The organism is Kitasatospora sp. NPDC101155 (genome assembly GCF_044768305.1).
In the GTDB taxonomy this organism is placed as follows: Bacteria; Actinomycetota; Actinomycetes; order Streptomycetales; family Streptomycetaceae; genus Kitasatospora.
This window is the reverse complement of sequence record NZ_JBIWPN010000001.1, coordinates 184,394-211,151: the sequence shown is the minus strand read 5'-3', so window position 1 is coordinate 211,151 and position 26,758 is coordinate 184,394. Positions and strand designations below refer to the sequence as shown.

The 26,758-nt window shown below is 71.8% G+C and carries 20 protein-coding genes; 15 read left to right on the top strand and 5 right to left on the bottom strand.

Annotated elements, in window-relative coordinates; all coding sequences use genetic code 11:
* Positions 1-6: 6 nt before the first annotated feature.
* Both ACIRYZ_RS01030 and rpsF read right to left on the bottom strand, forming a co-directional pair.
* On the bottom strand, positions 7-606 hold the full coding sequence (locus ACIRYZ_RS01030; protein WP_402937865.1) for a single-stranded DNA-binding protein: 600 nt from the start codon (positions 604-606) through the stop codon (positions 7-9).
* 96 nt (positions 607-702) lie between these two features.
* Positions 703-993 carry a 30S ribosomal protein S6 gene (gene rpsF, locus ACIRYZ_RS01025; protein WP_402937862.1) on the bottom strand — a complete coding sequence of 97 codons (291 nt, stop codon included), beginning with the start codon at positions 991-993 and terminating at the stop codon, positions 703-705.
* Positions 994-1,312: 319 nt separating this feature from the next.
* Here rpsF and ACIRYZ_RS01020 point away from each other — a divergent pair, with 319 nt between their 5' ends.
* The 3 genes from ACIRYZ_RS01020 to ACIRYZ_RS01010 all read left to right on the top strand — a co-directional run bounded on the left by ACIRYZ_RS01020 (position 1,313) and on the right by ACIRYZ_RS01010 (position 3,948).
* The gene (locus ACIRYZ_RS01020; protein ID WP_393023636.1) at positions 1,313-1,612 is read left to right on the top strand and encodes a hypothetical protein; all 300 of its coding nucleotides are present in this window, start codon (positions 1,313-1,315) and stop codon (positions 1,610-1,612) included.
* 169 nt (positions 1,613-1,781) lie between these two features.
* On the top strand, positions 1,782-2,900 hold the full coding sequence (locus ACIRYZ_RS01015; RefSeq protein WP_393023639.1) for a lipid II:glycine glycyltransferase FemX: 1,119 nt from the start codon (positions 1,782-1,784) through the stop codon (positions 2,898-2,900).
* A 13-nt stretch (positions 2,901-2,913) separates the two neighbouring features.
* Positions 2,914-3,948 carry an alanine racemase gene (locus ACIRYZ_RS01010; RefSeq protein WP_402937859.1) on the top strand — a complete coding sequence of 345 codons (1,035 nt, stop codon included), beginning with the start codon at positions 2,914-2,916 and terminating at the stop codon, positions 3,946-3,948.
* Positions 3,949-4,006: 58 nt separating this feature from the next.
* On the opposite strand, the gene ACIRYZ_RS01005 is transcribed toward ACIRYZ_RS01010, so the two are convergent.
* Positions 4,007-5,584, bottom strand: coding sequence for a glycosyltransferase family 87 protein (locus tag ACIRYZ_RS01005; protein WP_402937857.1), 1,578 nt, complete (start codon positions 5,582-5,584; stop codon positions 4,007-4,009).
* Positions 5,585-5,756: 172 nt separating this feature from the next.
* Positions 5,757-8,225: a transglycosylase domain-containing protein gene (locus ACIRYZ_RS01000; RefSeq protein ID WP_402937854.1), complete on the bottom strand. Its 2,469-nt coding sequence runs from the start codon at positions 8,223-8,225 to the stop codon at positions 5,757-5,759.
* A gap of 515 nt (positions 8,226-8,740) precedes the next feature.
* Between ACIRYZ_RS01000 and ACIRYZ_RS00995 the strand changes: the two genes are divergently transcribed.
* The 5 genes from ACIRYZ_RS00995 to ACIRYZ_RS00975 all read left to right on the top strand — a co-directional run bounded on the left by ACIRYZ_RS00995 (position 8,741) and on the right by ACIRYZ_RS00975 (position 14,026).
* The gene (locus ACIRYZ_RS00995) at positions 8,741-9,439 is read left to right on the top strand and encodes a helix-turn-helix transcriptional regulator (protein WP_387613269.1); all 699 of its coding nucleotides are present in this window, start codon (positions 8,741-8,743) and stop codon (positions 9,437-9,439) included.
* A gap of 127 nt (positions 9,440-9,566) precedes the next feature.
* On the top strand, positions 9,567-10,649 hold the full coding sequence (locus ACIRYZ_RS00990; RefSeq protein WP_387613266.1) for an inositol-3-phosphate synthase: 1,083 nt from the start codon (positions 9,567-9,569) through the stop codon (positions 10,647-10,649).
* A gap of 147 nt (positions 10,650-10,796) precedes the next feature.
* A complete protein-coding gene (locus ACIRYZ_RS00985) occupies positions 10,797-12,134 on the top strand; it encodes an MFS transporter (RefSeq protein ID WP_402937850.1) in 1,338 nt (445 codons plus the stop codon).
* Positions 12,135-12,329: 195 nt separating this feature from the next.
* Entirely contained in the window at positions 12,330-12,953 is a 624-nt protein-coding gene (locus ACIRYZ_RS00980; RefSeq protein ID WP_402937848.1) for a hypothetical protein, read from the top strand.
* Positions 12,954-12,988: 35 nt separating this feature from the next.
* Complete coding sequence (locus ACIRYZ_RS00975) at positions 12,989-14,026, top strand: hypothetical protein (RefSeq protein WP_402937845.1); 1,038 nt, start codon at positions 12,989-12,991, stop codon at positions 14,024-14,026.
* A gap of 72 nt (positions 14,027-14,098) precedes the next feature.
* Here ACIRYZ_RS00975 and ACIRYZ_RS00970 read toward each other — a convergent pair whose 3' ends face one another.
* On the bottom strand, positions 14,099-15,523 hold the full coding sequence (locus tag ACIRYZ_RS00970; RefSeq protein WP_402938506.1) for a CCA tRNA nucleotidyltransferase: 1,425 nt from the start codon (positions 15,521-15,523) through the stop codon (positions 14,099-14,101).
* A 370-nt stretch (positions 15,524-15,893) separates the two neighbouring features.
* Here ACIRYZ_RS00970 and ACIRYZ_RS00965 point away from each other — a divergent pair, with 370 nt between their 5' ends.
* From ACIRYZ_RS00965 to trxA, 7 genes are all read left to right on the top strand, one after another.
* Positions 15,894-18,398: a DUF6049 family protein gene (locus tag ACIRYZ_RS00965; protein WP_402937842.1), complete on the top strand. Its 2,505-nt coding sequence runs from the start codon at positions 15,894-15,896 to the stop codon at positions 18,396-18,398.
* Positions 18,399-18,456: 58 nt separating this feature from the next.
* A complete protein-coding gene (murJ, locus tag ACIRYZ_RS00960; protein WP_402937839.1) occupies positions 18,457-20,958 on the top strand; it encodes a murein biosynthesis integral membrane protein MurJ in 2,502 nt (833 codons plus the stop codon).
* Positions 20,959-21,264: 306 nt separating this feature from the next.
* A complete protein-coding gene (locus ACIRYZ_RS00955) occupies positions 21,265-23,274 on the top strand; it encodes a serine/threonine protein kinase (RefSeq protein ID WP_402937836.1) in 2,010 nt (669 codons plus the stop codon).
* 43 nt (positions 23,275-23,317) lie between these two features.
* A complete protein-coding gene (sigM, locus tag ACIRYZ_RS00950) occupies positions 23,318-24,082 on the top strand; it encodes an RNA polymerase sigma factor SigM (protein ID WP_402937833.1) in 765 nt (254 codons plus the stop codon).
* Entirely contained in the window at positions 24,079-24,999 is a 921-nt protein-coding gene (locus tag ACIRYZ_RS00945) for a hypothetical protein (protein ID WP_402937830.1), read from the top strand. Before sigM ends, ACIRYZ_RS00945 begins: the two co-directional genes overlap by 4 nt.
* 194 nt (positions 25,000-25,193) lie before the next feature.
* Entirely contained in the window at positions 25,194-26,159 is a 966-nt protein-coding gene (gene trxB, locus ACIRYZ_RS00940) for a thioredoxin-disulfide reductase (RefSeq protein ID WP_380608871.1), read from the top strand.
* Between the two features lie 130 nt (positions 26,160-26,289).
* Positions 26,290-26,616: a thioredoxin gene (trxA, locus tag ACIRYZ_RS00935; RefSeq protein ID WP_393023677.1), complete on the top strand. Its 327-nt coding sequence runs from the start codon at positions 26,290-26,292 to the stop codon at positions 26,614-26,616.
* The last annotated feature ends 142 nt before the right edge of the window (positions 26,617-26,758 follow it).

Genomic DNA, 26,758 nt, shown 5'->3' with positions numbered 1-26,758 from the left:
CAGCTCTTAGAACGGGGGCTCTTCCGAGAAGCCGCCACCGGACGGGGCACCCCAGCCACCGCCCTGGTTGCCACCGGACGGGGCGCTGGACGCCCACGGGTCGTCGGAGGGGCCGGACTGGCCGCCGCCGGAGTTTCCACCCCAGCCGCCGCCCTGCTGGCCGCCACCGCCGCTCCAGCCGCCCTGGCCGCCACCCTGCTGGCCGCCGAAGCCGCCGCCGGGACCACCGGGGCCACCGGACCGGTTGGCCCGGGTGACCTTCGCGGTCGCCGAGCGCAGGCTCGGGCCGACCTCGTCGACCTCGACCTCGAAGACCGTCCGCTTCTCGCCTTCCTTGGTCTCGTAAGACCGCTGGCGCAGTCGGCCCTGCACGATGACGCGCATGCCGCGCTGCAGCGACTCGGCCACGTTCTCCGCCGGCTGACGCCAGACGTTGCACGTGAGGAAGAGGCTCTCGCCGTCCTTCCACTCGTTCGTCTGGCGGTCGAAGGTGCGGGGGGTGGACGCGATGCGGAACTTCGCGACCGCCGCACCCGACGGGGTGAAACGCAGCTCGGGGTCGTCGACGAGATTGCCGACGAGGGTGATGACGGTCTCGCCTGCCATGGTGGTGATGACCTCTCGGGAAGATGTCCGTTCACCGCTGTTTCACGTGAAACAACGGTCGCGAGCTACCCGAGACCCGAAGGCCTCAGAGGTGGCTCAGTGGGTGTCCGGGCGCAGGACCTTGGTCCGCAGAACCGACTCGCTCAGACCCATCTGGCGGTCGAGCTCCTTGACGAGCTCAGGCGTGGCCTTCAGGTCGATGACCGAGTAGATGCCCTCGGACTGCTTGTTGATCTCGTAAGCCAGACGGCGACGACCCCAGGTGTCGACCTTCTCCACCTTGCCGCCGCCGTTGCGGACGACAGTGAGGAAGTTCTCGATCAGGGGGGAGACAGCGCGCTCCTCGACCGAGGGGTCGAGGATGACCATCACCTCGTAGTGACGCATGAGTAACCCACCTCCTTTGGACTCAGCGGCCACGGTCTCTCCGTGGCAGGAGGGTTGTGCGTAGCGTCGGCACCGGAGCAGTGACGACTCCGGCCCACCGTAGCGGCCGGGTCCGACAGTCGGCCCCCGCTCACCCGAAAGAGGATGTCGCCCGGAAGAGGGCAGAAGGGGGCACAACTACACCAGTGCAGACGGCACAGCCTACCTGCACCCGGACGGCCGAACAAAACGCATAGGGGTTGTGAGAGCGACCCAACCGCCGCAATCTGGACGGAACGGGATTCCTGCCCGTTCGTCTCCACGCCAGGAGGTGGGACTCATGGCCCAGTCCGTCCACCGCATGCCCGCGCTCACGCTGAACACCGACGGCCACCCGCACCCCCGCGAGAACACCCTGGTGGCACTGACCGCCGTGCTGGGCGTGATCGCCTTCACCACCTCGTTCTTCCACAACCTGCACGTGCTGACCTCGTGGACCGGCCTGGCCGGGATCGTCACGGGGCTCTGGGGCATGTACGTCTCGGTCACCACCGCCGAGCGCTTCGTCCTGATGATCACGCTCGGCGCCTCCGCGATCGGCTTCTACCTCGGCATCGCCCGCGGCGGTCTGGTGGGCTGAGCCGGCGGGCCCACGGAACCCTCGGCGCCCCCGTCGCGTATCTGCAAGAAGACAGGTACGCGACGGGGGCGCCGTCGTGCCCGCAGCAGCGAGCCCCCGGACCCCGGACGATAGGGTCACCCCGAGAACCTGGGGCCACCGCAGCCCGACCGACGAGGAGCACCGAGCAATGAGCCTTCGCCTGAGGACGATCACCCGCGAGGAGCACCTCGCCTTCATCAGGAGCCGCGCCTCGGCCAGCCACATGCAGGTGCCGGCCTGGGGTGACGTGAAGGCCGAGTGGCGCTCCGAGTCGATCGGCTGGTTCGACGAGCACAACCAGCTGGTCGGTGCCGGCCTGGTGCTCTACCGCCAGCTGCCCAAGGTCAAGCGCTACCTCGCCTACCTGCCCGAGGGCCCGGTCATCGACTGGTTCGACCGCGACCTCGACCGCTGGCTCTCCCCGATGCTGGCGCACCTGAAGTCGCAGGGCGCGTTCTCGGTGAAGATGGGCCCGCCGGTGGTCATCCGCCGCTGGAACGCCCCCACCATCAAGGAGGCCATCGCCGGCAAGCAGGCCAAGCGCCTGCGCGACATCGAGGCCGACTGGTACGAGCCGCGCGCCTTCGAGGTGGCCGACCGACTGCGCAAGGCCGGCTGGCTGCAGGGCGAGGACGGCGGCGCCGGCTTCGGCGACGTCCAGCCGCGCTACGTCTACCAGGTGCCGCTGGCCAACCGCTCGCTGGACGACATCCAGAAGGGCTTCAACCAGCTCTGGCGCCGCAACATCAAGAAGGCCGAGAAGAGCGGCGTCGAGGTGGTCCAGGGCGGCTACGACGAGCTGCCGATCTTCCACCAGCTCTACCTGGTGACCGCCGAGCGCGACAAGTTCACCCCGCGCCCGCTGTCCTACTTCCAGCGGATGTGGAACGCCCTCAACGCCGAGGACCCGAACCGGATGCGGCTCTACATCGCCTACCACGAGGGCGAGCCGCTGGCCTCGACCACGATGCTGGTGGTCGGCGAGCACGTCTGGTACTCCTACGGCGCCTCGGCCAACCACAAGCGCGAGGTCAAGCCGTCCAACGCGATCCAGTGGCGGATGATGCGCGACGCCTACGCCCTCGGCGGCGGCGTGTACGACCTGCGCGGAATCAGTGACACCCTGGACGAGAACGACCACCTGTTCGGTCTGATCCAGTTCAAGGTCGGCACCGGCGGCCAGGCGGCCGAGTACCTCGGCGAGTGGGACTTCCCGCTGAACAAGCTGCTGCACAAGGCCCTCGACCTCTACATGTCCCGCCGCTGAGGAGGCTGCCCCGATGACGCTGTCGCTCTACCTCGACACCGAACGCTGGCGGACCCACCAGCGGTCCGTGCTGGCCGAGTTCCCCGGCCTGGTGCCGGTCGCCAAGGGGAACGGCTACGGCCTGGGCAACCACCGGCTGGCCGAGGAGGCGATGCTGCTCGGCACCGGGGTGCTGGCCGTCGGCACCGCCTACGAGGCGGCCGACGCCGCCGAGTGGTACGGCGGCGAGCTGCTGGTGCTCACCCCGTACCGGATCGGCGAGGAGGTGCTCCCGCTGCCGCACGCCCGGGTGATCCGGACGGTGGCCAGCGTGGACGCGCTGCGGGCGCTGCACGGCGCCCGAGTGGTGCTGGAGTGCATGACCACCATGCGCCGGCACGGCGTGAGCGCGGCCGACCTGCGGACGGTGGCCGGCGAGCTGGACGGGGTCTCCTTCGAGGGCCTGGCGCTGCACCTGCCGATGGACCGGCCGGACGGCTCCAGCCCGATCGAGGAGGTCGCGTACTGGGTGGACACCGCCAAGGCGGCCGGCATCCCGGTGCACACCGTCTTCGTCAGCCACCTCGGCGCGGCCGGCATGAACCAGCTGACCCAGCGCTACCCGGGCACCGTCTTCCGGGCCCGGATCGGCACCCGGCTCTGGCTGGGCGACCACGCCGCGCTGGAGGTCCGGGCCACGGTGCTGGACGTCACCCCGCTGAAGAAGGGCGACCGCTACGGCTACCGCCAGCACCCGGCGCCCTCCGACGGCCACATCCTGGTGGTCGCCGGCGGCACCGCGCACGGCATCGGCCTGGAGGCGCCCAAGTACGTGGCGAGCATGGGTGCGCGCGCCAAGGGCATCGCCCGGGCCGGTCTGGCGACCGTCAACAAGACCAAGTCGCCGTTCCACTGGGCCGGCAAGCAGCTCTGGTTCGCCGAGCCGCCGCACATGCAGGTCTCGCTGCTGTTCCTGGACGGGGAGACCACGCCCCCCGCGATCGGCGAGGAGCTGGGCCTCCAGGTCCGGCACACCACCACGCACTTCGACCGCGTGGTGGACCGCTGAGCGACGCCCCCTTTTTGGGGGCTCGGCTCGCTCGCGGCCCAACGGCTCGTTCGAGGTCTTACCGCTTCTCGGCCGGCTTCGGCAGTTCGGGCTCCTTGAGCCACTGTTCGGAGCCGGCCGGCGCGTAGGCGGCGTAGCTCTCCTCCTCGTGCAGCCGCCGGGCGGCGCCCAGCACGAACACGTCCGGGGCACGGTCGAGCACCCCGCCGGAGGGGTCGTCGCTGCCGTCCCAGCGAACCGGGTCGCGGTCCGCGTGCAGGGCGTCGCGGACCACCAGCACGACCAGGTAGAGCGTGCCGAGCAGGTGCAGCACGATCGCGAAGTGGTACCAGGGCTCGCCGATCCCGTGCTGCTTGGGCCCGGTCACGAAGCCCAGGTGGGACCAGATCCCCAGGGTGTACAGCACCTCGCAGGCCTGCCAGATCAGGATGTCCCGCCAGCGCGGCCGGGCCAGCGCCGCGAGCGGCAGCAGCCAGAGCGCGTACTGCGGCGAGTACACCTTGTTGACCAGCACGAACAGCGCGACCACCAGGAAGGCCAGCTGCGCGAGGCGCGGCCGGCGGGGCGCCGAGAGGCCCAGCCACGCTATGGCCGCGCAGCCCAGCACCATCAGCACCCCGATGTAGAGGTCGAGGTCGGCCAGCCCGACGCCGCGGTTCTGCATCAGGATCAGCCAGAACGAGCCGTAGTCCTCGCCGCGGTGCTTGCTGAAGACGTAGAAGGTCGACCAGCCCTGCCAGTTGGCCAGCATGATCGGCAGGTTGACCACCAGCCAGGCGCCCACCGCGCCGCCCAGCATCACCCGGAACTCGCGCCACTTCCCGGCCCGCCAGCAGAGCACCAGCAGCGGGCCGATCAGCAGCAGCGGGTAGAGCTTGGCGGCGGTCGCCAGGCCGATGAACACCCCGGCCCAGCCCGGCCGGGAGCGCGCCCACCAGGCCATCGCCACGGCGGCCAGGGCGACCGCGAGCAGGTCCCAGTTGACCGTGCCGTTCAGCAGCAGCACGGGCGAGAGCCCGAACAGCAGGGCGTCCCAGGGGCGGCGGCGGTGGGTGCGCGAGAGCGCCACCACCGCGACCACCGCGCAGGCCATCAGCATCCCGGCGTTGATCGCCCAGAACCACTGCTCCTGGCTCTGCTGGTCGCCGCCGCCGGGCGTCAGCCAGGCCGCGACCTGCATGAACAGACCGGTCAGCACCGGGTACTCCAGGTACTGGAGGTCCCCCGAGCTGCCCGGGATGCGGTCCACGTACGGGTGCAGCCCGGCCGCGAAGCCGCGGCCGGAGAACAGGTGCGGGATGTCGCTGTAACAGGCGTGGATGTACTGCGGCGACCCCGGCTGGAACCAGGCCTGCTGGTAGCAGGGCAGGTTGTGCACCATGCCGAGCGCCGAGACCACGATCACCACCAGCGCCAGGAAGCGCGCCGGGATCCACCAGGAGACGCCGAGCAGCGCGCGGCGGCCGGGCGGGCCGCCGAACACCTCGCTGCCGGCCGCCGCCACCCGGTCCTCGTCGGCCGGGACGACCACGGTGTTGGCCGGCGGCGCGGCCGTGGCGACGGCTGCCGGGGTGGGCCCTGCGGCGGCGCCGGGCCCGTGCGGGCCCGCGGTTTCGTCACGATCGCTCGACGTCATGCCGGACATCCTGCCGCACCGGATGCGCCGGGACGAGGAGGACCCCGCGGTGGCCCCGGCGGTACGGGTGGTACGCAGGGGGCGCGGGCGGCGAAAGGTGACGAAACGGCGGTGGCGGCCCTCCGAGGAGGACCGCCACCGCCGTTTCAGCGTCTCACCGACCGGCCGTGCCCTACGGCGTGGCCGTACTGCTCGGAGTCGGCTTGCCGCCCGTGGTCGGCTTGCCACCGCCACTGCCGCCACCGTTGCCGCCACCCGGCGGGTTGGTGTCGGTCGGCGTCGGTGTCGTGCAGCCCAACAGGCCGCAGGTGGGCGTCGGCGGGTGGGGCGGGTGGGGCGGGGCCTGGGTCGGCTGGCAGTCCACACCCGGCACACAGCCCCCGCCCTGGGTGGGCTGCGGCGGCGGCGCCTGGGTCGGCTGCGCCTGGGTCGGCTGCGCCTGGGCCGACGGGGTCTCGGTCGCGGTCTGGGTCGGGGTCTGGGTCGGCGTGGCCGTGGCCGTGGACGGCGCACCGGAGGAGTCCACCTCGGTGCCGACCGGCTGCGGGTTCGGGAAGTCCATCTTCTTCTCGTTGGCCAGCGCGGCCTTCATGTACCGGGTGAAGACGTCCGTCGGGATGTCACCACCGTGGATGGACTCCTTGCCGCCGGTGCCGTTCAGCGAGAGCCGGTCGTGCTTGTTCGGGTCCTCGCGCCACATCGCGACGCTGGTCACCAGCTGCGGGGTGTAGCCGACCCACCAGGCCGACTTGTTCTGGTCGGTGGTACCGGTCTTGCCGGCCACCGGGCGGCCCAGCGTGTTGGTCTTGGTACCGGTACCGTTCTTCGCCACGTTCACCAGCACGTCGGTGACGTTGTCGGCGACGGCCGGCTCCAGGGCGACCTTGGTGTCCTTCTTGCCGAAGCCCGGGCGCTCCTTGCCGTCCACCTCGACCTTGGTGGCCGAGTAGGGCTCGGCCTCCTTGCCGCTGGCCGCGAGGGTGCCGTAGGCGGTGGCCATCCGGATCGGGCTGATGGTGGAGGTGCCGAGCGGGAAGGTCGGGGTCTTCGGGTCGGCCAGGCTGTCCTTCTTGATGCCCATCTGCACCGCGATGTCGGCCACGTTCTGGCCGCCGACGTCCTGGTTCAGCTGGACGAAGGGCACGTTGTACGAGAACTGCATGGCCTGGCGCAGCGAGACGTAGCCGCGCTTGCCGGCGTCCTCGTTCTTCTGCCGGTAGGGCTTGCCGTCGTCGCCGATCACCAGCGAGCCGTCCGGCTTGCGGATCTCGGACAGGTCGTCGGAGAGGTAGCGGCTGTCCGCGTTGATCCGCTTCGGCTTGCCGTCGTCGCCCTTCGCGGTCTGCACGCCGACCTGCATCGCGGTGGCCAGCACGAAGGGCTTGAAGGTCGAACCGACCTGGACGCCCGTCGCGTTGGCGTTGTTGTCGAAGTGGCCGTTCTCCACGCCGTCACCGCCGTAGAGGGCGACGATCGCACCGTCGCCGGGGCGGATGCTGGCCGAGCCGAACTGGATGAAGGTGTCGTTGTCGGGGCGCTTCTGCGGGTTGAGGTTCTCCGCCTTGACGTCGTCGACCGCCTTCTTCAGGGCGTCGACCTTGTCCTTCTCGAAGGTGGTGTAGATCTTCAGGCCGCCCTTGTCGATCATCTGCTGGGTGATCGACTTGTCGGTGGACATCACGTACTGGTTGACGGTGTCGACCAGGTAGCTGACCTCACCGTTCATGTTGGAGCTGGGCTTCTGCTGGATCGGCTCGGGGAACGTGGTGCACTTGGCACGCTCCTCCGGGGTGGTGTTGTGGGTGATCACCATCCGGTCCAGGATCCACTTCCAGCGCTCCACGGCGCGGTCGTGGTTGGCCGGCTTGGAGGGGTCGTAGTAGTTCGCGCCCTTCAGCAGTCCGGCCAGCATGGCGCTCTGGCAGAGGTTCAGGTCCTTGGCGTTGACGCCGTAGTACGCCTGGGCGGCGGCCTGCGCGCCGTTGGCGTTGCGGCCGAACCAGCTGGTGTTGAGATAGCCCTTGAGGATGTCGGGCTTCCCCATCTGCTGGTTGATCTTCAGCGTGATGAAGAACTCCTTCAGCTTGCGGCTGAGGGTCTGCTCCTGGCTCAGGTATGCGTTCTTGACGTACTGCTGGGTGATCGTCGAGGCGCCCTGGGTCTCCCCGCCCTTCGCCATGTTGTAGACGGCGCGCAGCATGCCCTTGGGGTCGATGCCGCTGTCGGTGCGGAAGGTCTCGTTCTCCGCCGAGATGACGGCGTTCTGCAGGTTGGGGCTGATGTCGCTGAGCTCGACGATCTGACGGTTGGTGTCGCCCTTGCGGGTCATCTCGCTGCCGTCGGCCCAGTAGTAGATCGTGTTCTGCTCCTTCACCAGGTCCTTGAGGTCCGGGACCGTCGTGGTCTGGTAGAGGTAGAACACGATGCCGACGCCGGTGGCGAAGAAGAGCAGGAAGGCGCTCAGCCACTGCTTCCAGGACGGCAGCCAGCGCCGGACGCCGGTCTTGCCCCACCGGGGGTAGTCGATGAAGCGCTTCTTGCCGGGGCCGGCGGCCGCGGCGGCGGAAGCGGCGGCGGCATTCCGTCGGCCGCCCCCCTTGCCCTTATTCTGCGCGGCCTTGCGCATCTCGGCACGGCCCATCCGGGGCTGCTGAGCAGTCTCCCGGACGCCGGGCGGGCGCCGACGGCCGAGCCCTTCCGAGCTCAGCTCGTCGGGACCGGGTCCACCCCGACGGCCACCGCCTCCCGGGGGCTGCTGCCCGTCACCGCCCGGGTTGGGCGTCCTTCGCCGTCGCTCGCTCATGTTCCAGCCACTCCTCGCCAGGCCTGTCCAGCCTGAAGGCAGGGTTCACGTCCGATGCCCGGACCGCCCTAACCCCGGAGGTTGGTCCTCGTGCACACGCGACAGCGTACGCAGCACGGAATAGCAACTAATCGGGCATCAGCCGTCAATTACCGCAAAACGGCGACAGATCATTACACGCCCGTTGCCAACCCCACCCGCGCGTCGGCTTGTGATCACATTCACGCGTGCCCCCCTTGCCCGTTCCGAGGGCCGGGTTTACTGTTCTCGATATATCGAGCCGATACATCGAAGCGGTATACCGCCAGATGCAGCGGCCGGGACGAAGGTCGAGAGGGAGGAGAACGACGGCAGTGGGCAGGCGCTCAGGAGTGCTGGAGTTCGCCGTTCTCGGCCTGCTCCATGACGCCCCGATGCACGGCTACGAACTGCGCAAGCGGCTCAACATCCTGCTCGGAGCACTGCGGGCACTCTCCTACGGAACGCTCTACCCGTGCCTGAAGAGCCTGGTCGCCCAGGGTTTCCTGGTCGAGGACAACCCGGACGTCGAATACGTCCCGGCCACCGCGCTCAACGGCAAGCGGTCGAAGATCGTCTACCGGCTCTCCCCCGAGGGCAAGCAGCGCTTCGAGGAGCTGCTCGCCGACTCCGGCCCCGATGCGTGGGAGGACGAGCGGTTCGGCGTCCACTTCGCATTCTTCGGCCAGACCGACCGGGCGGTCCGGATGCGCGTCCTGGAAGGTCGCCGGAGCCGGCTGGAGGAGCGTCTGGAGCGGATGCGCAGCTCACTGGCCCGGGCCCGCGAACGGTTCGACGACTACACCGTCGAACTCCAGCGGCACGGACTGGAGTCGGTGGAACGCGAGGTCCGGTGGCTCAACGAGCTGATCGAGACCGAGCGGGCCAACCGCACCGGCCGGACCGGGCCCGCCACCGGCGGCACCGCCGCCGGACCCCACCAGACTTCGGACGGCCGTGGCCAGGAGACCGGGTCCCCGGACCCGTCCGGGCCACCGTACGACCGCCCGGGGCGCTCCGCCCAGGAGCGCTGACACCGCGTCAGCCCTGTGCCACGCGGCAGGAGAGGGCGCCTCGCGCCCGGACAAGCAGTCATCGAAGAAGCAGGACGAGTACCGCCGATTTCGGCGGTACTCATGAGATCACAGGGAGCAACCGGAAATGGGTTCGGTTCGCGTAGCCATCGTCGGCGTGGGCAACTGCGCCGCCTCGCTGGTGCAGGGTGTCGAGTACTACAAGGACGCCGACCCGGCCGGCAAGGTCCCCGGGCTGATGCACGTCCAGTTCGGTGACTACCACGTCCGTGACGTGGAGTTCGTCGCCGCGTTCGACGTCGACGCCAAGAAGGTCGGCTTCGACCTGGCCGACGCCATCGGCAACAGCGAGAACAACACCATCAAGATCTGCGACGTGCCGCCGACCGGCGTGACCGTCCAGCGCGGCCACACCCTCGACGGCCTGGGCAAGTACTACCTGGAGACCATCGAGGAGTCGGACGAGGCCCCGGTCGACGTCGTCCAGGTCCTCAAGGACAAGCAGGTCGACGTCCTGGTCTGCTACCTGCCCGTCGGTTCCGAGCAGGCGGCCAAGTTCTACGCCCAGTGCGCCATCGACGCCAAGGTCGCCTTCGTGAACGCCCTGCCGGTGTTCATCGCGGGCACCAAGGAGTGGGCGGACAAGTTCACCGAGGCCGGCGTGCCGATCGTCGGTGACGACATCAAGTCCCAGGTCGGCGCCACCATCACGCACCGCGTGATGGCCAAGCTGTTCGAGGACCGCGGTGTCATCCTCGAGCGCACCATGCAGCTGAACGTCGGCGGCAACATGGACTTCAAGAACATGCTCGAGCGCGAGCGCCTGGAGTCCAAGAAGATCTCCAAGACCCAGGCCGTCACCTCGCAGATCCGCGACCGCGAGCTGGGCGCCAAGAACGTCCACATCGGTCCCTCGGACTACGTGGCCTGGCTGGACGACCGCAAGTGGGCGTACGTCCGCCTGGAGGGTCGCGCGTTCGGTGACGTCCCGCTGAACCTGGAGTACAAGCTCGAGGTCTGGGACTCCCCGAACTCCGCCGGTGTCATCATCGACGCCGTGCGCGCCGCGAAGATCGCCAAGGACCGCGGCATCGGCGGCCCGATCCTGTCGGCCTCCTCGTACTTCATGAAGTCCCCGCCGGTCCAGTACTTCGACGACGAGGCCAAGGAGAACGTCGAGAAGTTCATCCGCGGCGAGGTCGAGCGCTGAGCACTGAGCACTGAGCGCTGAGCCGACGACTCGTCGTCGCTCATAGCTCCCTAGAAGGGCCCACCATCACCGGATCGTGGGCCCTTCACCATTTCGCGGCCAATGTTTCACGTGAAACGGTGCCCGGTTCCATGGCACCCTGGGCGGGTGGCGATCACCGAGAACGGCAGCACACACCAGTCCGCGCACCGTGCCACGCTCCTCGGTCTGCTCCGCGGCCGGGACTTCCGACGGCTGCTGACCGCCCGGGTGCTCTCCCAGCTCTCGGACGGCGTCTTCCAGGTCTCGCTCGCCGCCTACGTGGTCTTCTCCCCCGAGAAGCAGTCCTCGCCCGCCGACATCGCCTCGGTGCTGGCCGTGATGCTGCTGCCGTTCTCGGTGATCGGCCCGTTCGCCGGGGTGCTGCTGGACCGCTGGCGCCGCCGCCAGGTGCTCTACTTCGGCAACCTGGCCCGCTTCGGGCTGGGCCTGGGCACCGCCGCGCTGCTCCTGGTCCAGGCCCCGACCTGGCTGTTCTTCGCTTCCGCGCTGCTGGTCACCGCGCTCAACCGGTTCATCCTGGCCGGCCTGTCCGCGGCCCTGCCCCGGGTGGTGGAGCAGGACCACCTGGTCACCGCCAACGCCCTGTCCCCCACCCTCGGGACGGTTGCCGCCGCCTCGGGCGGGGGGATCGGCTTCCTGCTGCACCAGGTGATGACCCCCGGGCCGCGGGCGGACGCCGCGCTGGTCACGGTCGCCTCGCTGCTCTACCTGTCGGCCGCGCTGGCCGCCCGCCGGATGGACCGGGACCTGCTCGGCCCGGAGAAGCACGGCGACCACCCGGCGCTCAGCCAGGCGCTGGTGCGGGCCGCCGTCGAACTCGGCGCCGCCCTGCGCCACCTGCGGCGGGACTGCCGGAGCGCCGTCCACGCGCTGGCCGCCGTCACCGCGGCCCGGTTCTGCTACGGCGTGCTGATCGTGGTCGTGGTGATGCTCGCCCGGTACACCTTCAACGACCCGGCCGACAGCGCCGCCGGGCTGGCCACCCTCGGCCAGGCGGTCGGCTTGTCGGCCGCCGGATTCTTCGTCGCCGCCGTGGTCAGCCCCTGGTGCACCCGGCGGCTGGGCCTGACCGGCTGGATGACGGTCTGCCTGCTCGCCCCCGTCGTCTTCGTCCCCGCGCTGGGCCTGTTCTTCGCCCCGGCGCCCTGCCTGATCGCCGCGCTGCTGCTCGGGGTGGTCACCCAGGGAACCAAGATCTGCGCCGACACCGTGGTCCAGGAGTCGGTCGAGGACGAGTACCGCGGCCGGGTCTTCGCCATCTACGACGTGCTGTTCAACGTCGCCTTCGTGGCCGCCGCCATGGTCACCGCCCTGGTGCTGCCGCTGTCCGGCCGGTCGGTCGGGGTGGTCGTCGGGGTCGCGGCGGTGTACGCGTTCACCGCGGTGCTCTACCTGCGGGCCGCCCGCCGCTCCGGTCCGCTGCCCGGCGACCGGCACTCCTGAAACCGCGCCGCCGAAGGCCCCGGTGCGGCGAACCGCCGCGCCCGGCAACCGCGTTGTCCGAAACCGCGCTGTCCCGGAATGGAAACCGCCTGGTCCCGAAACCCCTTGTGGGCTCCGGACGGATTGCGTCCGACCCAGTCGCTAGGGTACGTAGACCTGTCGGAGCGACAGCACTTGGTCTCGGGGGACGAACTGATGAGCACACCGCCCGGCCCGTACGGGCCGCCACCACCCACGCCGGCGGCCCCGGCCGGCTTCGGGCCGCCCCCACCGGCCTACGGGCAGGCGCCGTACACCCAGCCCCCGTACGGGCAGGCGCCGTACGCCCAGCCCCCGTACGGGCAGGCGCCGTACGCCCAGCCCCCGTACGGGCAACAGCCATACGCCCAGGCTCCCTACGGGCAGCCGTACCCGCAGCCACAGCCCGCCCCCGCTCCCTCGGCGCCAACCGCCGAACGCGGCCTCCGGTCCAAAGTGCGGATCGCCCTTGGGGCCGTCTGCGCCGCCGGGCTGGCCGTGGCCTACTTCGTGGTCGGCCCGAGCGTCAGCAGCGCCAAGGTCGGCGACTGCGTCCGGGTGAGCGGCCACAGCGATGTCGAAATCGTCAAGTGCAGTGACTCCAAGGCGAATTACAAGGTGCTGGCGAAGTTCACCGGCACCACCGACGTGAACCGCTGCCAGCAGACGCCGCAGACCACCCGCGCCGTCTACGGCAAGACCGGCCGCCGCTGGAACACCAAGCGGTACGTGCTCTGCCTCGGTTCGCTGGCCCCCACCGCACCCAGCACCACCGGCTACCCGCCGGTGAAGAAGTCCTGAACTCGTCCACCACCACCCTTCTCCGGGGGGACCACTTGTCCGTTCCGCCTCCGCCCCAGATGCCGTTCGGCCCACCGCCGGGCGACGGCAACCCGTACTCCGGCGGCAGCCCGTACGGCGCGCCGCCCCCGCCGACCGCGGGCCCGCCCGGGTACGGCTACCCGAGCGCCCCGCCGCCGGAGCCGCCGTACGACGCCCAGCCGCCCGGCTACGGCTACGGATACCCGCCGCCGGCCCCGATGGACGGCCAGACCTGCCGCTTCTGCGGCGGCTACCCGGCGGTGAGCGCCACCGTCCGCGGCCACCAGGGCCTGGTCCTGGCCTACCGGATGCTGCGGATGCACGGTCCGTTCTGCCGCACCTGCGGGACGGCCACCGTGCGCGACATGTCCGCCCGGACCCTGGTCCAGGGCTGGTGGAGCCCGGCGTCGCTGATCCTGGCACCGATCACGCTGCTGCTGAACCTCGGCGCCAACGGCCGGATCAAGCGGCTGCCGCCGCCGATGCCGGGCACCCACGGGCCGCAGCTCGACCCGGGTGTCCCGCTGGGCCGGCGGCCGCACATGGCGATGCTGCTGCTGCCGGTCTCCCTGGTCGTCACCGTGATCCTGGCCGCCACCGGCGTGCTCGGCCCGAAGGACGACAACAACAACGCGAACCCGGGCCCGACGCCGGCGCCGATCACCTTCTCGCCGTCGCCGCTGCCGATGCCCACCTACAGCCCGCCGCCCTTCCCCTCGCCGACCTTCACCCTGCCGCCGCTGCCGAGCATCACCCTGCCGCCGGTCACCACGCCCACCCCGACCGACTCGACGGACGGCCCGGACGACGCCAAGATCGGCGACTGCCTGCGCAACGAGAACGGCACCAGCGAGACCACCGACAGCCACCCGAAGGTCAGCGTGCTGCCCTGCACCGACTCCAAGGCGCAGTACAAGGTGGTGTACAAGTACTTCGCCACCTCCGACCAGAAGGTCTGCGAGAAGCAGCCGAAGGCGGACAGCTGGTACACCAGCAAGCACCCCAGCCTCCCGGCCCTGGACTACGTGCTCTGCCTCAAGCAGCTCAAGTAACCGGCGCCGGTACGACCGCGAGGGGTGGCCCCGGCCGAGTGCCGGGACCACCCCTCGCGTCGTGAACGGACGTCAGCCCTGCTGCCCGGCCCACCAGGCCCGCAGCGCCGCGACCGCCTCGTCGTGCTCCATCGGGCCGTGCTCCAGCCGCAGTTCGAGCATGTGCTTGTACGCCTTGCCGACCAGCGGACCGGGCTTGACGCCGAGCAGCTCCATGATCTGGTTGCCGTCCAGCGCCGGGCGGACGGCGTCCAGCTCCTCCTGCGCCTTCAGCTCGGAGATCCGCTGCTCCAGGCCGTCGTAGGTGCGCGACAGCGCGGCGGCCTTCTTGCGGTTGCGGGTGGTGCAGTCCGAGCGGGTCAGCTTGTGCAGGCGCTCCAGCAGCGGCCCGGCGTCGGTCACGTAGCGGCGCACCGCGGAGTCGGTCCACTCGCCGCCGCCGTAGCCGTGGAAGCGCAGGTGCAGCTCGACCAGGCGCGAGACGTCCTCGGTGAGCTCCTTGGAGTACTTCAGCTCGCGCATCCGCTTGCGGGTCATCTTGGCGCCGACCACCTCGTGGTGGTGGAAGGAGACCCGGCCGTCCAGCTCGAAGCGGCGGGTGCGCGGCTTGCCGATGTCGTGCAGCAGCGCGGCCAGCCGCAGGGCGAGGTCCGGGCCGTCCTGCTCCAGGGCGATGGCCTGCTCCAGGACGGTCAGCGAGTGCTCGTAGACGTCCTTGTGCCGGTGGTGCTCGTCACGCTCCAGCCGCAGTGCGGGCAGCTCCGGCAGCACGTACCCGGCCAGCCCGGTGTCGACCAGCAGCCGCAGGCCCTTCACCGGGTACTTGGCCAGCAGCAGCTTGTTCAGCTCGGCCTGGACCCGCTCGGCCGAGACGATGGCGATCCGCTCGGCCATCTCCGTCATCGCGGCGACCACCTCGGGCGCCGGGTCGAAGTCCAGCTGGGCGGCGAAGCGGGCGGCCCGCATCATCCGCAGCGGGTCGTCGGAGAAGGACTCCTCGGGGGTGGCGGGGGTGCGCAGCACCCGGGCCTCCAGGTCGTCCAGGCCGTGGTGCGGGTCGACGAAGCCGCGGCCGGGCAGGTCGACAGCCATCGCGTTGACCGTGAAGTCCCGGCGGACCAGGTCCTCCTCGATGGTGTCGCCGTAGGTCACCTCGGGCTTGCGCGAGGTGCGGTCGTAGGCCTCGGAGCGGTAGGTGGTGATCTCGATCAGGAAGGAGCCCTCGGCGGTGTCCTTGCGGGCGCCGACCGTGCCGAAGGCGATGCCGACGTCCCAGACCGCGTCCGCCCAGCCCTTGACCAGCTTGAGCACCTGCTGCGGGCGGGCGTCGGTGGTGAAGTCCAGGTCGTTGCCGAGCCGGCCGAGCAGCGCGTCCCGCACCGAGCCGCCGACCAGCGCCAGCCGGTGACCGGCCGCCTGGAACCGGCGGGCGATCTCGTCGGCGACCGGCGACACCCGCAGCAGCTCTTGCAGCCCCAGGGTCTGGGCCTCGCTCAGGCCTGGGACGACCTGGACGGCGGTGCTGGAACGATCGGTGCGCGCGTTGGACTCATTGGCAGTGGACACGGCTCACAAGGGTACGTGCCCCGACAGGTCAACCGCCCGCGCGTTTTGGGCGTCTCACCCCACAGCCCGCAACACTGCACGCCTGGCTGGATCGTTACCATGCCGGTGGACGAGTCTCGCGCACCGGAACCGGGGATGCGGTGTCGCGTGCCGCCACCGCCGACGGAACCCTCCGCGGCAGCAGTGCGGCGAACGGCGTCAGGCGAAGAACGTCGAGCGGGGAACGTCCGGCGGCAGCGCCGGGCGGACAGCATCAGCATCAGCAGCGAGCGATCGATCGAGAACGGCGAGGGCGAAGCGAGTGAGTGAGCCGGCACGGCACTCGGGCCTGGGGGCGCACCGACAGCCTGGACGGGCCGCGGGCCCCGCCGAACGTCCCGCGGAACGCGCCGCCGACGGACGGAACCGGGGCCACCGCGCCCGCCGCTTCGCCGCCGCCTGCGCGGCCGCCCTGACCCTGTTCACGGCCGCCCCGGCCGTGGCGCTGCCGACCGGCGGCGACATCCGCCCGGCCGCCGACGCCACGACCACCGCGGAGTACCCGGTGGCGCTGACCATCGAGACGGTGGCCCCGCAGGTCGCCGCCCCGAACGGCACCGTGAGCATCAGCGGGCACGTCACCAACGCCGGCAAGTCGGCGCTCAAGGGCGCCCACGCGGCGATCCGCAGGCCGGCCTCCAGCAAACCGCTGCAGCGGCGCAGCGAGCTGCAGCTGGTGGCCACCCGCAACGCGCCCGGCAGCGCCGACGGCGTGGAGCTGGACAGCCCGCAGTACGCCCTGCCGGAACTGAACCCGGGCCAGAGCCAGCCGTACACCCTGAGCGTCGCGGTGAGCGACCTCGGGCTGTCCGACAGCGGCGTCTACGAGCTCGCGGTGGACGCCTGGGGCGCGACCGCCGACAACCCGCGCGACCGGGCCCTGGGCATCGCCCGCAGCTTCCTGCCGTACAGCCAGGGCGGCACCGAGGCCCAGCCGACGAAGATCACCACGCTCTGGCCGCTGGTGCACGCCCCGGTGCTGGCCGCGCAGACCGTCTCCGACAACGACCAGACCGTCCCGGTGCTGCGCGACGACAGCCTGGCCGCCGAGTTCGCGCCGGGCGGCCGGCTGTACGAGCTGGTGGACACCGGCTCCAAGCTGTCCAACCTGACCTGGGTGGTCGACCCGGACCTGCTGGACGCCGCGTTCGCGATGACCAACAAGCAGTACCGGGTGCAGAAGCCGGGCACGGATCCGGGCAAGCCGGCCAGGGACGACAACACCGTCCCGGGCACCGGCTCGACCTCCGCCACGGCCTGGCTGGACAAGCTGCGCGCGGCCGTCGCCAAGCAGGGCAGCCAGGTGGTCGCGCTGCCGTACGCCGACCCGGACCTCGCCTCGATCGCGCACAACGGCGCAGATCTGACCGGGATGGGCACCGCCCTGAACAAGGCGGCCACCGCCGGCCGGCTGACCGTCGAGGGCCGGCTGTCCGTGGACACCCGCTCGGACGTCGCCTGGCCCTACCAGGGCTACCTCGACCAGCAGATCGCCGGCATCGCCCGGCAGGCGGGCGACGGGCTGGTGCTGGTCAACGGCGCGAGCATGCCGGAGCCGGACTCGGTGAACTACACCCCGACCGCGGTGCGCCCGATCGGCAACGGACAGAACGCCCTGGTCGCCGACGACGCGGTCTCCTCGCTCTTCCAGAAGGACCTGACCAGCCCCAAGGACCAGACCGAGGCGACCCAGCGCTTCCTGGCCGAGACCTACACGATCACCCACGAGCAGCCGCAGAACCAGCGCGGACTGCTGGTCATGCCGCCGCGCGAGCTGTCCGCCGCCACCGCCAAGGTGCTGGCCGGCGCGCTGCAGACGGCGACCGACAAGTGGCTGACCCCGGTGAAGCTGGACACGCTCGCCCAGTCCGCACCGGACCCGAAGGCCAACACCGCCGTCCCCTCGCCCGCCGACTACCCGACCCAGGCCCGGGCCACCGAGCTGTCGGCCGCCGACCTGAGCACCACCGACGAGATCCAGCAGAAGCTGGACATCCTGATGCGGGTACTCACCCTGCCGCAGCGGGTGCGCGGCCCGTTCAGCGCCGCCATGGTCCGCTCGCTCTCCACCGAGTGGCGGGCCCAGGGCCCGGCCGGCAGCGCCTACCGCGACAGTGTCAAGAAGTACCTGGACGACCTCACCGGCGCCGTCAAGGTGCCGGACAAGAAGGTGGTCACCCTGGCCGGGAACACCGGCCTGCTGCAGGTCAGCGTGAAGAACGACCTCACCCAGACGGTCACCAACCTGAAGCTGGTGCTCAGCTCGAACCAGCAGAACAGGGTGTGGGTGGGCAAGGCGGAGGACCTGGTCATCCCGGCCTCGCAGAGCGTCACCCTGCGGTTCCCGGCCGAGGCGCGCAACAACGGCCCGGTCACCATGACCGCCCAGCTGTATACCACCGGCCCCAACCCGCAGAAGTACGGCGAGGCCAAGACGTTCCGGGTCGAGGTCACCTCGGTGACCAACGGGGTGCTGTACGTCTTCGCCGGCGCCGGCGTCCTGCTGCTGCTGGCCGCACTGCGCTTCGTCCGCCAGCGCAAGCGCCGCGGCGGGCAGCCGCACGAGGACGGCGACCAGCCGGTCGGGGACGGCCCCGCGACGGACGGCACCGGGGACGCCGCCGAAGCGGAGCCGGAGGCCCCGGAGGAGGGCCCGGAAGAGGGCCCGGCGGACGACTCCGCCGGCGACGGTCCCGCGCAGACACCACGCGCCAGCAGCCCGGATGGCCGGGATCGGACCGCCAGTGATGAGAAGGTTGGTCCTTGATACCGCCGACCCCCCGTAACGCCGGGCCGGCCTCCCCCCACGACAGCGAAGAGGTGACATGACCGGGCGCAGCGAGGAGCGGCCGCCTGGCCGCGGTGAGAGCCGGCCGGGCGCCGAGTCGCCGTCCGGCGACTGGTACGTGGCCGACACCTACGCCCAGGACCCGTACGCGGGCGACGCGTACGGGACCCCGCAGGACGACCAGGACCCGTACGGCCTTCGGGCCGGGCGGCCCGCGGCCCCGCAGCCGCCGGCCACCGCGTACGACGTGCCGCCGCAGCTGCCGCCGCAGGGCGGCGGCTACCCGACGCCGGTGCCGCCGGCCCAGTTCTCGTCGCCGACCCCGTTCTCACCCCCGGTGCCGCCGACGCAGCCCGGCTGGGACACCCCGGCGCAGGCCGCCTGGCCGCAGCAGCAGCCGCCGGCCCCGGCGGGCGGCCAGTGGGGCGGCGCCGAGCAGCCCCAGCCGCAGTGGGAGCCCGGCCCGGCGCACTCGGCCTGGGACAGCGAGACCACCGAGTACGTCGGGGTGGACGCGCTGTTCGGCGGCCACCAGGCGGAGCCCGCGGGCCCGCCGCCGGTGCCCCAGCCCGCCCCGGCCCAACCGACCGCGCCCGTGCCCCCGGCCGCGCCGTTCCCGGCCGCGCCGGTCCCGCCGGCCGCCCCCGCGCCGTTCCCGCCCACGGGCGGCTACCCGGGGCCGCCGCAGTACGGCGGCCCGGACGGGCAGCGCCCCTTCGTGCCGCCGATCGAGTTCGACCCGCCGCTCTCCGAGGAGGAGGCCACCATGCAGGTGGCCGCCGTGGCGGTGCCCCCGGCGGTCGAGCCGCCGGCGGACCTCGCCGGGGAGCACGCCGCGCAGCCGCAGGAGCAGGAGCAGGCCGCCGAGCCGGCCCCGGCCGCCGGCGGGGGTGGCGGCAAGGTCGCCAGCCTGCTGAACTCCAGCGCGATCATGGCGGCCGGCACCCTGGTCTCCCGGGGCACCGGCTTCGTCCGGACCATGGCGATCACCGCAGCCATCGGCGTCGCGGTGATGGGTGACTCGTACAACGCCGCGTACACCCTGCCGACCCTGCTGTACATCCTGATCGGCGGCGGCGCACTGAACGCGGTCTTCGTGCCGCAGCTGGTGCGCAGCATGAAGAACGACGAGGACGGCGGCGCGGCCTACGCCAGTCGGCTGCTCACCCTGGTGATCGTCGGCCTCGGCGGCGTGGTGTTTCTCGCTGTGCTCGGGGCGCCGCTGCTGGTGCAGGTCATCTCGCACTCGATGATGACCAACCCTGCCCGCGCCGACACGACGGTCGCACTCGCCCGGTACTGCCTGCCCACGATCTTCTTCATGGGCGTCCATGTGGTCATGGGCCAGATCCTCAACGCCCGCGGCCGATTCGGCGCGATGATGTGGACCCCGGTCCTCAACAACATCGTGGTGATCTTCACCTTCGCTGCGTACACCTGGGTCTACGGCGGCTACGGCAACACCGGCGTGACCCCGGAGACCATCTCACCGCAGGGCATCCGGCTGCTCGGCCTGGGCACCCTGCTCGGCCTGGCCGTCCAGGCACTGTCGATGATCCCGTACCTGCGGGCGGCCGGATTCCACTACAAGCCGCGCTTCGACTGGCGCGGCCACGGCTTGGGCAAGGCGGCCCGGCTGGCCAAGTGGACCTTCCTGTTCGTGCTCGCCAACCAGGCCGGCTACCTGGTCATCACCCAGTTGGCCACCGCAGCCGGCGACGCCGCCGAGAAGACCGGCCACCAGGGCGTCGGCCTCTCGGCCTTCTCCAACGCCCTGCTGATCTGGCAGCTCCCGCAGGCCGTCATCACCGTCTCGATCATGAGCGCGGTGCTCCCCCGACTCTCCCGAGCGGCGGCCGACGAGGACGCCGGAGCCGTCCGCGACGACCTGTCGTACGGACTGCGCACCACCGCGGTGGCGGTCGTCCCGGCGGCCTTCCTGTTCCTGGCGCTCGGCCCGGCGATCGGCCGCTCGATCTACGCGATCGGCGGCGGCACCACCGCCCTGAGCAACGCGACCAACCTCGGTCTGATGCTCTCGGCCTTCGCACTCGGGCTGATCCCGTACTCGGCCCAGTACGTGATGCTGCGCGGCTTCTACGCCTACGAGGACACCCGGACGCCGTTCAGCAACACCGTCTGGGTAGCGGCCTGCCAGGCCGGCTTCTCGGTGATCTGCTGGCTGGTGCTGCCCGCGCAGTGGGCGGTGATCGGGATGTCCTTCGGCTACGGCCTCGCCTACGCCGTCGGAGTGACGGTCGCCCTGCCGAAGCTGAAGAAGAAGATCGGTGGACTGGACACCAAGCGGATCGGCAAGACCTACAGCCGGCTGGCCGCCGCCTGCGTCCCGGCCGCGGTGGTCGGCCTCGGCGTCAGCCTGGCGGTCCAGCAGGTGCTCGCCGGCTGGGTGACCAGCGTGCTGTCGGTGGTCCTGGGCGGCGGCCTCCAGATGCTGGTGTTTGTGTTCATCGCGAAGCGCCTGCGGATCGAGGAGATGAACGCCATGCTGGGCATGGTCCGAGGCCGACTGGGCCGCTGACCGCCGCGTCAACCGGCCGGACGAGCGGGCGCCCTGACCGGGCGTCAACCGGGGCGACCACCCCCTCCGCCCGTCCGGCCGAATGCTGTGCCGCCACCCGTACCGGGCGCCCCCGGGCCCACAAGGTGGCGGCCCGGTGTCGGATCTGCACCACATCTCTCCACCCCTACGCAACCGAGCGGACCTTTCAGCGGTCGTACCCGGTGGAGAAGAGTGGGCACAATTGTCCTGGAGCACAGGGCGGCCAATCCGCGGGCTCCAGCGACTCTCTCGAGCCGGGGCGACACAAGGGGAGGCAGGACCACGGTGGCTGATGGCACCAAGGCGGTCGTCGACACGTCAGCAGCTGACGCGGCGGCGGACGAGGCCGCGCTGGCCGCGGCGATCGATGAGCTCGGGAGCGGGAAGGCCGCCCCGGCGGACGCCGCCGACGCCCCCTCCGCCGACGCACCCTCCGCGAACGCCCCCGAGGCCGACGACGAGACCGACGACGAGGCGGCCGCCGAGGCCGACGAGTCCCCCGCGGCCGACGACGCGGACACTCCCGCGGAGCCCCGACCGGAGGCCTCCGTCAGCGAGGAGACCTCGGAGATCACCGCACCGCTCTCGGTCCAGGAGATCGCCGCCGAACTGGCCGCCGGCTCCGCCCCGAAGAAGCCCGCCCCCGCCCCGGAGCCGGCCGCCGCCAAGCGCCGTCCCACCGACCCGCAGCCCACGGTCGACCCGCGCGACACCGCCACCCTCCCGCGCACCCTCCCGGCGCCGATGCGGCACAGCGGCGACATGATCGGCCACCGGTACCGGCTGGAGGAGTGCATCTCCCAGACCGAGACCTTCAGCAGCTGGCGCGCCGTCGACGAGAAGCTGCGCCGGGCCGTCGGTGTCCACCTGATGGCCTCCGGCCACCAGCGCGCCCGCAAGGTGCTGGCCGCCGCCAAGTCCGCCGCCCTGCTCGGCGACCCGCGCTTCGTACAGGTCCTGGACGCCGTCCAGGAGGGCGAGCTGGTCTACGTCGTGCGGGAGTGGCTGCCGCGCGCCTCCGACCTCGCCAAGCTGCTCGTCAACGGCCCGATGGAGCCGCACGAGGCGTACCAGATGGTCCGCCAGGTCGCCGACGCGGTCGCCGCCGCCCACCGCCGCGGCCAGGCCCACCTGCGGCTCACCCCGCGCTGTGTGCTGCGCACCGACAGCGGCCAGTACCGGATCAACGGCATCGCGGTGGACGCCGCCCTGCGCGGGCTGCCCGCCGAGGACTCCGACGAGGACGCCCAGCGCACCGACACCCGTGCGATCGGCGCACTGCTGTTCACCGCGCTCACCCACCGCTGGCCGTACCCCGAGGACCGCTACGACCTCCAGGGGCTGCCGAAGGGCCTGCAGAACGCCGCACCGGACCAGGTCCGCGCGGGCGTCCACAAGGGCCTGTCCGAGCTCGCCGCGCGGGCCCTGTTCGACCACCCGCCGCACCACGCCGAGCCGATCACCACCCCGGAGGAGCTGGTCCGGGCGATCGCCCGGCTGCCCAAGATCCGCCAGCCCGAACCGGAGCTGCCCGCCTTCCAGGCCCCGCCCCGGCACAACACCCATGCGCTGCCCACCGCGCCCAACCCGACCCGGGTGGCCGACACGACGGTCTCCCCGCTGCCGCCCTCCTCCCGGCCGACCGCCTCCCGGCGCACCAAGCGGCGGCTGCGCCGGGTGGTCAAGGCCACCGCCTGGACGATCGCGCTGGGTGCGATCGGCGTCGCTTCCTGGCAGTTCGTCGGCAGCCTGCGCAACACCCCCGGTCAGACCGTCGCCACCCCTCAGCCCACGGTCAGCACCACCGCGCCGAGCGCGCAACCGACGGCGCACACCCCGGTGCCGATCCAGATCAAGGAAGCCTTCTCCTACAACCCGCGGGGCGACTCGCCGGAGTCCCTCTGGCTGCTTCCGAAGGTCTTCGACGGGGACCCGAACACCGCCTGGGTGACCAAGACCTACAACGACCCCTTCGGCCCCAAGCCACCGTTCAAGGACGGCACCGGCCTGCTCATCGACCTCGGCTCGGCGCAGTCGGTCAGCTCGGTGAACGTCCAGTTCACCGGCACCACCACGGCCGAGCTGCGGGTGCCGAACGCCCAGGCCGCCGTCAGCCCGCAGGGCGCCCAGCCCGAGGCCTACAACGTGCTGGACAAGCAGAGCGGCAGCACGGTCGACTTCACCCTGAGCAGCCCGACGAACACGCGTTATCTCTTGATCTGGCTGACCAGCCTGCCGAAGGATACGGGTGGCGGTTATCGCGGTGTGGTCAACGAGGTGAAGGTCTTCGGCTGACCGCGCGCCCGCACGCACCGGACGACGGCGACAAGGGGTGACAGTGGCGGACGACGACGCGGCGTTGCTCGCCCGGCACGTCGCCGGTGACCGGGAGGCCTTCGGCCTCCTGGTGAACCGCCACCGCGACCGGCTCTGGGCGGTCGCCCTGCGCACCCTCGGCGACCGCGAGGAGGCCGCGGACGCCCTCCAGGACGCCCTGGTCTCCGCCTTCCGGGCCGCCGCCGGCTTCCAGGGGCGCTCGGCGGTCACCACCTGGCTGCACCGGATCGTGGTCAACGCCTGCCTGGACCGCGCCCGGCGCAGGGCCACCCGCCGCACCACCCCGCTGGACGACGACCCCCAGCGGCTGGACACCCTGGTCGGCTCCGCCGAACCGGCCGACTCCCCGGTGGTCCGGGCCGAGGTGCACCGCGAGCTGACCGCGGCGCTCGCCGAACTGCCCCCCGAGCAGCGGGCCGCACTGGTCCTGGTCGACATGCAGGGCTACCCGGTCGCCGAGGCCGCCGAGCTGCTGGGCGTCCCGGTGGGCACGGTGAAGAGCCGTTGCGCGCGCGGCCGGGCCCGGCTGCTGCCGCTGGTCCGGCACCTGCGCGAGGCGGACGACGAGTCCGGTGTTCCACGTGGAACACCGGCGCGCGGAACGCCGGGACGCGGGGCACCCGTACGAGAGACACCGAGCGCCCCCGGCGCGGCCCCGCCGTCACGCCGGGGCACCCCGGGGAACCCGTCGGGCCCCCGCACCGTCACAGGGGCAGGCCCGAGCACCGGCCGGACGATGCTGGAAGGAGATGCGAGCACGCGATGACGACCGCCCCCATCTCCTCCCCCGAACCCGCCGACGCCCACCCCTCCGTCGAGGAGCTCGCCGACCTCGCCGAGGGCCTGATCGAGCCCGCCGGGACCGCCGAGGCGCTGCGCCGGCACCTGGACGGCTGCGCCGAGTGCCGGGAGACCGTCGACGCGCTGGCCGAGGTGCAGGCGCTGCTCGGTGCCGTCGAGCCCGAGCCGATGCCCGCCGACATCGCCGCCCGGCTGGACGCCGCCCTGGCCCAGGCCGCCCGCACCGAGGCCGCCGACCGCCCCCAGGAGGCCGCCGGAACGGACCGCCGGACGGTCACCCCGGCTCCGCCCGTACGGGCCGCAGCAGCGCCCTCCGCGCCCCCGTCCCGCCCCGTCTCCGCCACCGGGCCCGGCCGCCCTCGCCCTCGCCCGCGTCGGCGGCGGGCCGGTCTGCTCCTCGGCGCGACCGCCGTACTGGCCGCCCTCGGGCTCGGCGGGGCACTGCTGCTGAACTCCTCCGCCCCGGCCGACCGCCCCTCGGTCGCCGCGGGCGCCCCGGCGGGCACCTCCGCCGGCGACCAGAGCGCCCGCACCCCCCGCAGCACCGGTCCGGTCACCGTCTACCGGGAGGACCAACTCACCGCCCAGGTGCAGCAGCTGCTGGCCCGCTCCGGCAGCGCTCCCGGGCTGCGCGCCACCGGACCCGCCAAGTCCGACGCCGCGGCACCCGCCGAGGGCATCCGGCCGGAGCTCAACACCCCGGCCCCCTGTCCGGCCCCCGCCGCCGGCACCCCGCTGGCCACCGACCGGGGCAGTTTCCAGGGTGCCCCGGTCGAGGTCCTGGTCTACCCGGCCCCCGGCCGGCCCGGGTTCGTGGACGTCTACCTGCGCTCCCCCGACTGCGGCCCGATCGTGCTGCAGCGGACCGTCCCCAAGGGCTGACCAGGCGTTCCCAGCCGTCGCGGGACCGTTCCCATGCGATCGACGACCAGGACGCCACGCCGCTCCCACACTCCGGGCGCATGGTACTGATCGGCCTGGGAATGCGAGAGACTGGTCAGTCGTTGTCCCGGGCGGCGGAGCAGGACCGCCCTCCCCGCAGCAAACGCGGGTCGCGATGCGAACCAGGAGAAGCAGTGAGCGACGTCCGTAACGTGATCATCATCGGTTCCGGCCCGGCCGGGTACACGGCTGCGCTCTACACGGCCCGTGCCTCCCTCAAGCCGCTGGTCTTCGAGGGGGCCGTCACCGCTGGTGGTGCCCTGATGAACACCACCGAGGTCGAGAACTTCCCGGGCTTCCGGGACGGCATCATGGGCCCCGAGCTGATGGACAACATGCGGGCGCAGGCCGAGCGCTTCGGCGCCGAGCTGATCCCGGACGACATCGTCGCGGTCGACCTCACCGGTGACATCAAGACCGTCACCGACTCCGAGGGCAATGTGCACAAGGCCCGCGCCGTGATCGTCACCACCGGCTCCCAGCACCGCAAGCTCGGCCTGCCGAACGAGGACAAGCTCTCCGGCCGCGGTGTCTCCTGGTGCGCGACCTGCGACGGCTTCTTCTTCCGCGACCAGGACATCGCGGTGGTCGGCGGCGGCGACACCGCCCTGGAGGAGGCGACCTTCCTCTCCCGCTTCGCCAAGAGCGTCACGATCATCCACCGCCGGGACACCCTGCGCGCCTCGAAGGCGATGCAGGAGCGCGCCTTCGCCGACCCGAAGATCCGCTTCGAGTGGGACAGCGCGGTCGAGGCCATCCACGGCGACCCGAAGCTGACCGGCGTCACCCTGCGCGACACCACCACGGGCGAGACCCGCGAGCTGGCCGTCACCGGCCTGTTCATCGCGATCGGCCACGACCCGCGCACGGACCTGTTCAAGGGCCAGCTGGACCTCGACGCGGAGGGCTACCTCAAGGTCGAGTCCCCCTCGACCCGGACCAACATCGAGGGCGTGTTCGGCGCCGGCGACGTCGTGGACCACACCTACCGCCAGGCCATCACCGCCTCCGGCACCGGTTGCTCCGCCGCACTGGACGCCGAGCGCTACCTCGCCGCGCTGGACGACCTGGAGTCCAAGGCCGCCGCCGTGGCGGTCTGACCCCCTCGCCACCGAGCGATCCCCGCGGGGGTGTTCCACGTGGAACACCCCGCCCCGGCCAGGCAGAAACAGAAACGGCCCTCCCGTTGTTCTCCTGGCAGCCCCCTCCGTCCGAACCCGAGGAGTTCCCGTGGCCGGCGCCACCACCACCGTCACCGACGCGACGTTCAAGTCCGACGTCCTGGACAGCGAGAAGCCCGTACTGGTCGACTTCTGGGCCACCTGGTGCGGCCCGTGCCGCCAGGTTGCCCCGATCCTCGAGGAGATCGCGGCCGAGCAGGGTGACAAGCTGACCGTCGCCAAGCTCGACGTGGACGCCAACCAGGTGACCGCCGCCGAGTACAACGTCATCTCGATCCCGACCCTGATCCTCTACAAGGGCGGCCAGCCGGTGAAGCAGATCACCGGCGCGCGCCCGAAGGCCGCACTGCTGCGCGAGCTGGACGGCCTGATCTAAGGTCCACCGGTCACCGACCGAACGGCGGCGGGGGGGGCCCCCCCCCCGGGCCCCCCCCCCCCGGGGGCCCCCCCCCCGGGGGGCCCCCCCCCCCCCCACCCCCCCCCCCCCCGCCGCGCGGGCCCCCCCCCCCCCCCCCCCC